Annotated in this window: 8 protein-coding genes; 1 reads left to right on the top strand and 7 read right to left on the bottom strand. The window is 45.9% G+C overall.

Annotated features, from left to right (window positions below; genetic code table 11):
- Positions 1–43: 43 nt before the first annotated feature.
- Complete coding sequence (locus tag NSQ29_RS08750; protein ID WP_340970715.1) at positions 44–2,119, bottom strand: beta-galactosidase; 2,076 nt, start codon at positions 2,117–2,119, stop codon at positions 44–46.
- A gap of 282 nt (positions 2,120–2,401) precedes the next feature.
- On the opposite strand from NSQ29_RS08750, the gene NSQ29_RS08745 reads away from it, so the two are divergent.
- Complete coding sequence (locus tag NSQ29_RS08745) at positions 2,402–3,181, top strand: AraC family transcriptional regulator (protein ID WP_341124819.1); 780 nt, start codon at positions 2,402–2,404, stop codon at positions 3,179–3,181.
- 49 nt (positions 3,182–3,230) lie between these two features.
- Here NSQ29_RS08745 and NSQ29_RS08740 read toward each other — a convergent pair whose 3' ends face one another.
- The 6 genes from NSQ29_RS08740 to NSQ29_RS08715 all read right to left on the bottom strand — a co-directional run bounded on the left by NSQ29_RS08740 (position 3,231) and on the right by NSQ29_RS08715 (position 13,729).
- Positions 3,231–3,782 carry an NADAR family protein gene (locus NSQ29_RS08740; RefSeq protein ID WP_341124818.1) on the bottom strand — a complete coding sequence of 184 codons (552 nt, stop codon included), beginning with the start codon at positions 3,780–3,782 and terminating at the stop codon, positions 3,231–3,233.
- Positions 3,779–4,672, bottom strand: a complete 894-nt coding sequence (locus NSQ29_RS08735) for an NUDIX hydrolase (protein WP_341124817.1) — start codon at positions 4,670–4,672, stop codon at positions 3,779–3,781. The genes NSQ29_RS08740 and NSQ29_RS08735 overlap by 4 nt, the downstream gene beginning before the upstream one ends.
- A gap of 27 nt (positions 4,673–4,699) precedes the next feature.
- Entirely contained in the window at positions 4,700–5,710 is a 1,011-nt protein-coding gene (locus tag NSQ29_RS08730) for an AAA family ATPase (protein WP_341124816.1), read from the bottom strand.
- Positions 5,707–6,384, bottom strand: a complete 678-nt coding sequence (gene pnuC, locus NSQ29_RS08725; RefSeq protein WP_256721747.1) for a nicotinamide riboside transporter PnuC — start codon at positions 6,382–6,384, stop codon at positions 5,707–5,709. The genes NSQ29_RS08730 and pnuC overlap by 4 nt, the downstream gene beginning before the upstream one ends.
- Before the next feature lie 397 nt (positions 6,385–6,781).
- Positions 6,782–8,188, bottom strand: a complete 1,407-nt coding sequence (locus NSQ29_RS08720; RefSeq protein ID WP_445739187.1) for an alpha-L-fucosidase — start codon at positions 8,186–8,188, stop codon at positions 6,782–6,784.
- Positions 8,189–8,284: 96 nt separating this feature from the next.
- Positions 8,285–13,729, bottom strand: coding sequence for a glycoside hydrolase domain-containing protein (locus NSQ29_RS08715; protein ID WP_341124814.1), 5,445 nt, complete (start codon positions 13,727–13,729; stop codon positions 8,285–8,287).
- Between the last annotated feature and the right edge of the window lie 98 nt (positions 13,730–13,827).

The following is a 13,827-nucleotide window of genomic DNA, read 5'->3' as shown; positions in this document are numbered from 1 at the left end:
AGTAAAAAGGCAGAACCTGAATCCCTCAGGTCCTGCCTTCTTTTTATACTAACGATTTACGCTTCAACATTGCGAGATCATTTACAGCTAGATTTAACACAGACGGAGCAGCAGTGCCTGAGCACAAATCCGTATAATCCGCTCCATCTAATTGTACCGCTTGCGGACTGCCGCTGTAGTTTTGCACAAAAATATAATCACTCTCTCCATCCGTACGAAGCTGCGCTGTCACACCAGTTGGAAGCTCACTATCAAGCGCACGAGTAATTCCCGCTTTTGCAGTGATTGCAGCATACAATTCAACGTAGAAAGAGGCATCTTTTACACGAGTAGCGAGATGATACGCATTTCCTTCACCGAAACGATTTACCGTAAGCGCTGGACGGCCAGCATAGAAATCGCTGCGATAAGTGCCTAATGCTTCCGCACCTTCTAAGTGGATCAGCTCAGCAATTTCATGCGCATCATAATCTCCACTAAGATTAAGTGCATTGCTCGCCTGCATTACAACACCATTCAAATCACGGCTATGCAGCCCTTCGGTCTCTTCTGCCCAAATGCCGAGCGTTCTACGTAGCGGTCCTGGGAATCCACCCAAATGACATAAATCCGTTTCGTTAACGACACCAGACCAATAGGTTGCAAGGAAAGTTCCGCCTTGCTCAACAAACTTCTCGATACGCTTTCCATTCTCTTCACTGATCAGATATAACATAGGTGCGATCACCAGCTTGTAAGCGGACAGATCATCCCCTGATCCGATCATATCAACTGGAATGCCTAGCTCCCAAAGGGCACGATAATGCTGTAGTACAGTCTCCTCATAACGCAATCCGGAATTACGAATGCCTTGCGCATCCTTGATCGCCCAGCGGTTGTCCCAATCGAAAATAATCGCTGTTTTTACTGGAGTTGATGTACCTACTACTTCTGTCATTCCCGCCAGCGTCTTTCCTACCTCTGTAACGTCTTTAAACACACGAGTCTCGGAGTGGCCGCTATGGTCAACAACTGCACCGTGGAACTTCTCACTAGAGCCCCGGCTTTTACGCCATTGGAAGTATTGCACAGAATCCGAACCATGTGCTACCGCTTGAAGCGAAGACAGCTTGTGCATGCCTGGACGCTTCAGCTTACTGACCGATTGCCAGTTCGTAAGAGATGGCGTGCTTTCCATGAGCAGGAACGGTTTCTTTTTAAAAGAACGCATTAAATCGTAGTGCATTGCCGTCCATGCCGCCAGTCTAGCATCGTCACCATCTTCGGTATAATGCCATTCTGGATAAGCATCCCATGAGACAACATCCAGAATTTTAGCCAGTTCGCGGTAATCAATGCCATCGATCATATGCATATTCGTTGTAATAGGCAGTGCAGGATTGTAAGGACGAACAACATTGATCTCATGCTGACAGAAGTCAATCGTCCGTTCACTGACAAACCGCCGCCAGTCGAGGTTCAAGCCATGTACTTGCGTCTCTCCATGTGGAGCCGGGGATTCAATCTGTGTCCATGAAGTGTAGGTATGACTCCAAAAAGTAGCCCACCAAGCATGATTCACCTCATCCAGACTGTTATTGTATTTGACCTTTAACCAATCTCTAAAAGCATTCTGACAAAGATCACAGTGACATTCGCCACCGAACTCATTCGAAATATGCCAACCGATAACCGCAGGATGCTGGCTATAACGTTCTGCTAGCTTCGCATTTAAAATCGCAGTCTTTTCCCGATACACAGGCGAGGTGAAGCAATGATTATGACGGAAGCCATGTAAATTGTGAACACGATTACGTTCCACTCTTAGAACTTCAGGGTACTTCTCAGACATCCAAGCAGGTCGTGCTCCACTAGGAGTTGCCAGGAAAGCATAAATCCCATTCTCTGCAAAAGAATCCAAAACACTATCGAGCCAATCGAAAGTGAACACACCTTCTTCAGGCTCTAGGGATACCCAAGAAAAAATCCCGACAGACATCACATTGCAATTCGCAAGCTTCATCAGACGAATATCCTCAAGTAAAATTTCTGGGTACTTCAGCCATTGCTCAGGATTATAATCGGCACCGTGCAGCATCACTGGAGCTTTGCTGCTAATCGGAGAGTGTTTTTTAGTCATAATGTAAGATCATCCTCTCAATTCTGCCCATTTTTTGAATGGGACTATTCTCTGATGAGACGCTAGATGCTTAAGCTATCAAATTCATGAATCATCATTTATACTATTTATAATATAAGAAAATTCATCCCGATCAGTAGGAATATACTCTCGAAGTGATAGTACAAAATGAATATGAGGTGAATCATCCTGCTTCCTTTTTCACTGATAGAACTACCGCGCGACGCTGAGACGCTTCCCTTATATCCCTACTCTGTAGGTCGTCATATACAATTTCATCATGTGCGCCCTACAGGTTTTCCTGTTCATCAAATTTTTCTGATTCGTACCGGAACTGGGTTGTTTCGTGATCTGGAGAGCGGTACTGAAATCATACTAGAACCTGGAATGGCTTTCGCCTTCCCACCGGATCGAGGACACGAATATTATCCTACCTCACATGAACCATGGCATGTGGGTTTCATCGGAATCGAAGGGAGTCAGTCGCAGGGAATGCTGGAGGGGATTGGCCTTCTCCCTTATCTCCCTTATCATCCTGCTCGTTTTGAACAATGTTGGGAGGAAATCGGAAAGATCTGGCATACGGTGAACAATCAGACGGCTAGTCGTCAAGACGAGCAAGGGATGGAGGATCTATCTATAACCCTATATCGATTACTTCTGATGTTACGTCGTTCTGAATCCATACACTCCTCAGGCAGTCGTTTAGAACTTGAGTCTGTGCGTAATGAAGCGTTGGCTAAAGCAGTTGAACTTATTAACGAACATTATACTGAGCCACTCCTTATCTCCAATCTAGCAGCTGCTGTGGGGTATTCCGTCCAGCATTTCCAACGTCTATTCGTACAGGAATATGCCGTAACTCCACATAAATATCTACAGAATCTGCGACTAGAACGTGCGATACAGTTAATGACAGAGAATGCTGATATTCTCGTTCAGGATATTGCGATTCAACTGGGAATGGAGACGAATTATTTTATCCGAATCTTCCGAAATACTTATGGCTGTACACCTGGGGTGATGAAGCTTCGGCTTTTAGAGGGTGAACAAAAAAGATAACGAAATCCAAAGGGATATCGTTATCTTTTCATTTAAATATAGGATGAAGTTAATCCCGCAGCAATTCGTCCCTCACTTCGGTCAGCACGAATCCAAGTAGATTCCTACCCCGCCATTTTATAGGATTCTCCGCATCCGGATTGGACTGGCTCATGCCTATTCCCCAAATGCGATCCTGTGGGCTAGCTTCGACGAGAATACGGTTTTTCGTTGACTTGAGGTATTCGCCAAGCTTCGGATTCTGCGAAAATTTGGCTATATTTCCTCTTTTGACAATGTCATAGCATTCTTTATCCCAAGTGTCATTTTCGAAGTTTCTTACTGCACGCCCGTAGGCTTTCATCTCCTTGGGATGCTTAGCTTTAAGGATCGCGTCCAACATATCGTCATCTCCAAACAGTCTTGCTTTCTCGGACATCATAAACTGCTCGACACAGGAATACTCGATCCCCTCTACCACGAAAGGACTCATCCACCATTGGCTGAAGCAGCTTTTGTCGACGCCGTCGTGCTTTGGCGGTGTATGGCCCCAGAAGAACACAAACTTGAACGTTTTGCCCGCGATATAAGCTTTTCTTAACTGCTCTATATTGTATATCATTGATATTCCTCCATATTTCTCCGATATAAGCGGGAAGGACGGTGTCCCGCATTTTCAGTATAATGATCGGTCTCCGCTACGAGATCCGCTACTTTACGCCGGAATGCGGCTTTCAGCAGCTCTTTGTCTAAGATCACCTCATAAACCTGCTGTAGATCCGTCAAAGTGAAGAGACCCGGCATCAAGTTTAGCGCAATATCGGTGTAATTCACTTTTCCCCGCAGTCTCTCAATAGCGCAAGCTATAATCTTCGCATGATCAAAAGCCAATCCGTCATTTGATACAATGGAGTATGCGGTTGACGTAGAGGCCGACTTTGATGTCATCGTCCGACCCACAACTGCCGTAAACTCTTCTTCATCGCTACTTAGCTTGAGCTCGTATACCTTCGTTTTCACATACCCATCCTCAATAATCTCTTTCCGCTCGCGCAGAAGCCGATAGGTTACCTTGAACCAGGCAGCATGGACAGCGTCATCTCCTGCTTTCAGCTGTACCTGATCACTGTTGATTAAGGCCATGTAGCTACAGCTCATCACCCAGGTACGAGGGTCCCTTCCAACATCGCTGAAGGTGTACAACTGCTCCAAATAAACGTCATCCACACCGGTTTCCTCACTCAGCTCCCTCACCGCCGCCTGCTCTGTCGTCTCGTCCGGCCGGACGAAACCGCCTGGAAGTGCCCAATTGCCCAGGAACGGGTGACCTCCCCGCTGAATGAGCAGAATTCGCAGCTCTTTTTCCGGAAGCTTGCGATAGCTGTCCGCCTCCGTGTTCGTAACGGTGAAAATGACCATGTCCGCCGCCACCGAAGGCCGCTCGAAATCCCCGACATGGTACTGCTCTAAAAATTGACGTTCCGTAAGTCCATCGCGATCCAACATATTCATGTATCCTTGCCTCCTTTGTTCTTTATTCTAGCCATTCATCTCTCCGAAATAATTCCGGTAGGGCTCGAACTTTGCCAAGACCTCACTTACTTTGTGCATTCGTTCCTCTAGGTTTCCTCGCAACGTGATATAGGGAATCCGCCGCTCTTTCAAATCGGCAATGATTTGCTTATGAAAAACATGCCGCTTCTGATCCCCGCTACGGTCCCATGTATTCTCATAAGGAATATCATCGTCACACAGGAAAAACAGATCGTAGCGCTGCGCGTTTTCTAATGCGATCCGGGCTAAGCACTCAGGAGCCTGGCCGTGGTAATCCAAAGCAAACATATATGTGGTAATTGCATTGGTATCGACAAAGAGATATCGGTTAGCTTCCAGCAGCGCCTGCTCCTCACGTTCGATATGGCCCAAAGCGATCTCATCAAACGCTTCTAGGCTGATTCTACGATCTACTTGATGCTCGGTCCAGTAATCACGCCCATATTCGCTCGCAAAGGTTGTGCGATACCGCCGCGCCAGCGCTTCGGTGATTGTAGATTTGCCAGTCGACATCGCTCCCACAAAAACCACTTTCGTGATTAACCCCCTATACACTACATCACTTACAAATCTGCGATATTTATAAGGGTCGGCTCGTACCATCGTGGCCGAAATCGGCACCCGCTCACGGGCTTCATCCACCCGCCGGTCCGCCGCGCCTAATGCGACACTCATATGCTCACCGTAAAACTCACTAGAGTAAAAATGCGTCACTTGCTCGCCCTTCAACAGCCCTAAAATATACTGCTCCTCTCGAATCTCATGCTCCCGATCGTTCGAATACCCGTCTGGACCGTCCCAAGCTTCGATTACCCGGACCGTCGGATAGAGCTTGCGGATCCAGTTCGCCCGGATATGAAGCGGAATCGGGGTCACCGTCGTTTCGTAGATTACCACAATCAATTCGTCGACCTCTTGCAACGCCGTCTCGATCATGAATTGATGTCCTTTATGCAACGGGGCAAACTTCCCTAGCGTTAATCCAAGCGTCTTCATACCGATACCTCCTTAGCCCCTTTATTCCAATTGTAATAGCCGTATGCCGCATTAATCAGATATGCACTCCACATGACGATCATTAGCACCCCTTCGCTACTGCCTTCTAGCATCCGAATTACCCACAGCAGCACCGTAAACATATTCAAAACAATGTAGACCAGCCATTGTTCCTTAAATCTTCTGACCATTAAAAAGGTAGCCACAATGGATAATACCGTTGTAATAGCATCTATATAAGGCGAGTTCTGCCCTGGGATGAACGATAGCCCGATTCCCAGTAACAGGCAGCCTATTACGCAGACCGCTCCAACAAGGAACAGCCACTTAAGATCCATCTGTCGCATGGATAGCTTGCCGTCTTGGCGGTTGTTTTTCCACATATAGAAGCCAATGACATTCATAGGTACAAAGAATAACAAATTCAGCATGACCTCTCCAAACAAACCGTTTATATAAGCCAAGTACGCGTAACCAACGGTATTGTACATTCCGAAAACATAACTCATCAGGTTTCCTTTCGCCGCGAGCACCACACACAGCACCCCGGTCATAAAGACCGTAAATCCGAATAAGGAATCTTTAGAAATAACGGTAAACGCAACAGCAATAGAGGTAAATAAAACTAGCCAGACGATTTCAAACAGATTCCAACCACCCCATGTTTTATCCACTTTCATCCGCTCCCTTTCATTAAATCCCCTAATCTTCACCATTCAGTTTATTGTTAGTAACTTTTTGATAATAACAATTTGTTAATATCAAATATAGCAAAAAGGCGAGGAAGATGCAATAAAAAGGTGAGAATAATTTCCAACTTAAGTCTAGCCCCAGTCCATGGTCGGTATCCTCTTCCTTAGCATAAGCCTATTTCTAGCATCAGCTAACGGTACTTATTCTTGACAATGATTTCTGGCAAGAATATACGCTGACAAAGGAAAAAAACCGCGATTTACGCGGGTTAGCGTTCGAACATGTATTTGTCATCCGGCTACTTCTTCTCACCTCTGCGCTCGCATTATTGCCCACAGACCCCATCGTATAATAACTTAAAGCTAAGAATCTTATCGTTCACTTTGCCTCCTCGCCCTTCTGCATGCGGAAAACATGGGCGATCGGAGCCTGCCCGTTCAATTCGCAATCCGGAAGTGTGATCGAGATTCCTTCCGGCGTACGCTCAACCTGCAGCAAAGCGTCGCTTCCGACAAGTTCGATGCCTGAAACGGGCTCCTTATAAGGAATATGAACGAGCTTAGCTACGGCTTGATCTGCGCTTTCATACAAGTACGTACAGTATACGGTATTTCCTTTCGAGGTGAACGCGCAGGAACCGGCAAAATACGGTCCGCACACGCGTGTGCCGTATACCGCTTCACCGTAAACCTTCATCCATCCGCCCAGCTCATTGATACTCTTAACCGCCCCAGCCGGCAATCGTCCGTCGGGTTGAGGACCTACGTTAAGCGCCAAATTGCCGCCTTTGGATACGACTTCCATCAGAATGCGAACGAGCTCTCTCCCCGATTTATACTGGTCATCGTATTTGAAAGCCCACTGTGTGCCGATCGTAATGCAGCTTTCCCACGGTACGTTCAGCGGACGCTCCGGAATCGTTTGCTCCGGCGTCACGTAATTTTCGTAAGGCCCTCCGACTGTACGATCCGCGGATAACAGCCACGGCTGCGTTTGACGGGCGCGCTCGACAACCTCGCCCAATCGAATGTCCTGCTTTACCTGATCACTATCTTTAACCCAGCCCGCATCCAGCCACAAAATATCGATCCGGCCGTAACGGCTCATCAGCTCCATGATTTGCTCATGGGTGAAATCGACGAATTGCTCCCACAGCCACGGATATTCCTCGGGGGAGTACGAAGGCCCTCTCCACGTATTGCTGCCCCGTTCCATTCCTGGCGCCCAGTAATACGGCGATTGCCAATCCGCCTTCGAGAAATATGCGGCGATCGCAAGCCCCTTGCTGCGGAAAGCGTCAAACACATGCTTGCAAACGTCGGCATAGCGATGTGCATGAAACGGCGTTTCGGAGCCAGTAATTCGGTAATTCGTCGTATGTGTGTCCCACATGCAATATCCGTCGTGATGTTTGGTCGTGAAAATCAAATATTTGAACCCGCCTTCAGCAGCGATTTCCGCCCATAGCTCCGGCTGGAAGCGGAACGGATTGAACGTGCGGTTGAGTCCGAAATATTCGCGCTTCATCTTTTCGTAGTCGCTCGTCCAATCGACATCTTTACGCGCCCAATCACCATCTTCGTCGCTGAGAATCCAGGACTCAACCTCAATCTGCGAATAAGGTCCCCAATGCATCATTAGGGCCAATTTCTGATCCTTGAACCATTCCAACCTTTCCAGCGTAATTGGATTTTCCGGCTTCACCCAATTCGTCTCGCTGCTGTAACCGTGGACGCCTTCTTTCAGTTCCGCCACATCTGCTTGCTGAAGTTCCTTGATTTCCATATCGTTCATCGGGTTGCCTCCTTCGGTTCTCCGCGTCACATCAAAGTAAAATTATTAATTGTAAACCCCCAATATAGAAATTGGGGGTTTACCCGGCTAGTGTATAACTCTATTGAGCAAAGCTGCTGCTTCTGCACGGGAAGTGATCCCGCTCGGAACGAATTTGTTTGCTTCTCGACCGTTAATTAAATGAAGTGCCGCCGCCGCTCTTACTGACTCAAGCGCCCAGGTTGCCACAGCGGATTCGTCGGTAAAGGAAGAAGCCGTTTTTCCGTTCAACTCGACGTCTTTCAAGATAACATACGCCCGCATCAGCATAGTGACTATTTCTTCGCGTTTGATGCTAGCATCGGGATTGAAAGACGTTGTGCTAATTCCTTTAATAATGCCTGCTTTGACCGCCATGGAAACAGCTCCCTCGTACCAGGCACCCTTCGATACATCCGTAAATTTCGATTCGCCCACTGATGTCAGGTTCAACGCTTTGACAAGCATCGCCGTAAATTCGGCCCGTGTTATAGAACGCTCTGGCTCGAACATTGCCGCGCTAGTGCCTTCAATAAATTGCTTCGCTGCTAGCTGTTTGATCGCATCGGCCGCCCAGTGAGTGGACTTAACATCGGTAAATAATTTCTTGAATTCGAGCACCGCATATTTACTGAAATGGTGAATATCGGCCACCCATTCTCCGTTTATAAACGTGCCTCGCACATATTCCAGCGTACCGTTGTCTGCCAAATAGTAAATGCCAGTCAGATTCGGATTTAAGGAAGGATCCGCTTTAAATCGAATCGTCATCGGTTTATCGAAGCTGTTCAAGCTTGTCACTTTACCATCTTTTCCGACAATCGATAAGCTAAAATTGATCACATTGCCGGAAATTTTAATATTTGCATGCGTGGAAGACTGCCTTATCGCTAGAAGGTTGTTAGCATCAGATTCGGATAAGAGAGTCATGATTAACTCTATCGTACTGTCTCGTTTAGCTTCTGCGGAGTATTTATCCGTCAACTGTTTAAGTAATTCAGCAGGGACCTCCAATGTGAATGAACCCGTTTGAATGACTAATGGATGTAGTCCAAGCAGTTCGGCTGCATTGGCAGGAAGTACAATTTTCTCTTTATCTTTGGCAACAATCGTCACGACTCCGTTGGAGGCTGGAGTGGTAAGGTCCTCCGATTTCACTACAAGTGTATGAGCATCGGTATTCCCATTGACTGTACCACCGGTAGAAGGAATACTACTATTCTCACCACTCGTCGGAGGATTACTATTTTCGCCACCTGTCACCTTTTGCTTAAATGTAACATTGATCATATGATCGGCAGTTATGTTAGTAACCGTATACACGTTTTCGGTCACCGACACGGCGGTACCGTCTAACAGTACCTCGTCGACTTCGTATCCATTATTCGGATTAAATGTAAAGGTTTGATCATTACCCTCATTGACTACAACGGCGCCGTTCGGACTGATCGTTCCATTTTCCCCCGCACTCGCCGTGATCGTCTTACTGTTCTCGCCACCTGTCTCTTTTTGCTTAAACGTAACATTGATCGTATGGTCGGCGGTTATGTTAGTAACCGTATACACGCTTCCGGTCACCGACACGGCGGTACCGTCTAACAATACCTCGTCGACTTCGTATCCATTGTTCGGATTGAAGGTAAAGGTTTGATCATCACCCTCATTGACTACAACGGCGCCATTTGGACTGATCGTTCCGTTGTCCCCCGCGCTCGCCGTAATCGTATTACTGCTCTCGCCAATTTCTCCGTTCTCCGCGAGATTATAGAGCTCAAGCTCATACATAGCGTACATACCCCATGTCGTATAGTTCGCATCGTTGATCTTTATTCTGAGCTTAAGCGCATCTCGTACTTCAGGAATATTGGCAAAGGTATGCTCCATAACGCCGCCGTCTTCGTTGCTATTCCATTGGATCGGAACCCCACTTACTATAGTTTCAAAGTTTATTCCGTCTGTAGAAGCCTGAACATCGATATTGGAAATACCCTGAATTAATCCAGATGTCGTAGCCATGACGATGGTGTTAAAGGTTTGCGGTTGTTCCCAAGTAAGATTAATCTCATGCGGAAACGGATGTTCGTTATTGTAGCCTCGCGAACTCGCGAACATGGTATAAATAATACCGTCAACCATTTTTTTGGCACTATAGTCCTCGCCTTCACGTTCTGCCGTTGCTGTAATCTCAGAATAACTTCTGGCAATATTGGTACCTATCCCATCCTCATTTCCTTTGAGAAAATTCAACGTGTAGAGGTTTGTAGTTGTCCCGTCGCTTGCAGTGGACCTGATATGAATTACGCTTTTCCCGACTGGAATGTCAAAAGTCTGCGCTGTGTTATTGGCGACAGTCTTTCCGTTGACCTGCAAGGTACCCGCTCCGTCCGAAAGTGTTGGCGTTATCTCGATGGAGTTTAAATCATTCGGGATCATTACTGAGTAGGTCATCGTACTATTGTCAAATGTAAAAGTAGGAACATTAGGGATTGTTAAATTACTAAGCGTTCCGTCTGCTGTAGGGTGAATCTCTCCGTTGTCTGGAAGATTATAAAGCTCAAGCTCATATAGCGCGTATATGCCCCAATACGTATTGTTAGCGTCATTGACCCGTATTCTCAGCTTCAGTGCGTCATTAACTGTAGGGATATTCGCATATGCGTATTCCATCTTGTTGTCGTCTGTGCTGCTAAACCATTGAATCGGTACCCTCTTTGCAAAGGTGGTCCAATTCGTTCCATCTGATGTAGCCTCAACATCAATATCCGTTATCCCCTGTAATAACCCTGATGGCGTGGCCATGACCATCGTATTAAAGGTCTTTTGTTGAGTCCAAGTCAGATTGATCTCATGTGGGAATGGCACAATGCTCGTATACCCGCTTATACTAGCAAACATGGAACCGTAACTTCCATCAACCATATTAGCCACACCATAGCCACTGCTGCCTCCCCTATCAGCTGTTGCTGTAATCGCTGAATAACTTCTCGCAATATTGGTGGTCGGTTGATTTACATTGCCTTTGAGAAAGTTTAAAGTATACATTCTCGAGGTTTCCCCATCACTTGCGGTAGAGCGAATAAGGATCTTACTTTTGCCAGTAGGGATGTTGAATGTAAGCCTCTCACCGCTGCGGTAAGGTAACCCGTTGATTTCCAGGGTGCCATTTGCATCCGTAAGTGTTGGCGTAATCGTGATCACATCTACATCGCTCGGAATAATGGCCTGGTAATTGATATTGTTTTTATTAAAAATAACCGACGGCATGTTAGTCATTTCCAAACTTTGCAGCGTTCCGTCATAGAGCTCCTGTCCTTCATACATGCTTACTCTGAAGCCGTCAACGAATAGGTTTTTGTTCTCCAGATTCACTACCTTGATCGTATGCTTGCCTGCTGACAAGTTATGATTGCTGTATACCGATATCGAATCGAGTTGAACTTTTTCATATAGGTCTATAATCACTGGCGCGGAATCGTCGATGGATACGGAAATTTTACCAGAGCCTTCATTTTTCTCCGCGATAAGATCGATGCCAGCCCCTGTAAAAGTATAGGTCAATTCATCATCCGCTTTTAACGTGCCTTGAACGCCTCCCATATAAGCGTATTTCCGGCTTTTTGCAAACCATTCACCATCAAAAGTGATCTCACCGGTCGCGTTATCGGTCATGTAAGTCATAGGTACATCCTGCCCATCGTAGGGACTAGTTGGCACAGGAATTTCACCCAATGTTTCTCCGGCCGCCGCTTTAACCAGATAATCATGAAGCTTGCTGATATATTCATTATCCAGGGTATATTTTCTCGGATCAGATGGGTTAACAGCGCTATCTACTATACGTTTTGCAAGCCCAGGATTGGTTTGCTTGAGTTGGTGCATCAGTTCGTATTCCTCAAGTCCGTCTCTTTGGGCCTCGTAACGCAGTGAGCTCTTAACCGTCATATGTTCCTTGTCTGGATATACGATCGTAGAATCTCCATAATGAGGGACATACCATACGTTCCATCCCCAATGTAAGTGTCCTTGTACACCTTCTTGACTAAGATTCCAGAATAACAGTCTGCCAGTCAATATGGGCTGCGTCCAGAATCTGTTCAACCACGGAGCCGGATTCGCATCACAAGTATACACCCACATGTCTTTGCCTGCCGCCTGCTCCGCTTTATAGAGATTTTTCTTGTCCTGGAAAACCGGTGTTAACGGGACCCACACATCCACATAAGGTTTGATGGTATCGTTCATTAGAGTACCGGCCGCATCAGCATCCAAAGTCTTGAAATCCGGAACGACCTCTTTTATTTTTCTAGCGATATAGATCATATAGTTTGTAATGCTCGAACCGTTAGGTTCGTCCTTAGTATGCTGATACCAAGTGAAGCCATTAAGCCAACCTTTTTCCTCTAAATGATCGTGCAATGCTGTCAAGTAGTTCGTAAGATAAGCGTCTGTAACAGGTAGTGAATCGAATTCAGGTATCGACGTTTTCCACGGATCTTGTGGATTATTATTGTTTGGTCTCTCACTTTGTGGCATTTGTTCTAACGCATGGATCAAGTGTATGTTCGCAAAATGAGTAATTCCTCTATCCATAAAGGTTTGAACATATCGATCGAACAAAGACCAGTCGATATTCTCCGGTATCCCGTCTTTAAAAGACACCATTTTTGTACCCTTTTCATTTAATAATAAGTCTGTACGAACCCAAATCATGTTCTGGCGATAGTCCGTCATGGTCTTGGCGAAATTATCCATAAGCTCAAACCACTCATCGCTATACGTCTCCACTCCATAATAGTTCTCGCCAACGTCATAACTAGACTGAGTTAAAGGATCATCTACAATCTCAGGTGGATTACCTCCAATCATAAAACCATTCGTCATCGACCATTGATAATTAACGAAATTAGCCTCAGAGGTTGGAGGGATTGCAGCGTTAGCAACTTCAACGTTAATAGGTACTTGATAATCGCCCAAAGTTGATTTCACCGTAACTATACCGAAATAGAGGCCAGGAACAGCATCGGCAGGGACATAATTCGTTATTAAGATGGGCTGAGTTGAATTTGCTGCTACATTTATAGAGGTATCATTCGAAAGCGGGTCGGGAATTTCGGATAAGGGGTAGATTTGCGTGCCTACCAAATCCGGTCGATATTGATTGGGCTGCACGGTATCCTCAAGCATGTATTCTTCAAAATGATAGCTTAAGTTGCTGTTTGAGATTGTATTTCCAGGAGATACAAGATCGGAAAATTCAATTCCTGTAATCTTAAAATCGCTTGTGCCTCTTACAGCAATTTGCTCACTTTCGTATTCGTTTTTGGCTGAAACAAGATCAATGCTGTTGTCATGATTTGCGGGAATCGTGCTGGTCCTATATACGGCTTTCAATGCATTTTCCACCCACACGTCCAGGTTGCTACTGTCAGCATGGACACTAGGCGCATTGCCCTGGAAAAATGTACTTCCTAGAATCATGAAACAGATCATTGTATACATTGTCCGTTTGAACATAGATCAACCATCCTTTCATATTCATTTAATTTTAGAACACATTTAAAGCGCTCACATTATGCATTATAATCTCAATTGAAGTCTTGCTAAATAAGAGT

The organism is Paenibacillus sp. FSL F4-0236, assembly GCF_038000135.1.
In the GTDB taxonomy this organism is placed as follows: domain Bacteria; phylum Bacillota; class Bacilli; order Paenibacillales; family Paenibacillaceae; genus Paenibacillus_AQ.
Note: the sequence above shows the minus strand (reverse complement) of the source record. Positions and strands in the feature narration are given on the sequence as shown.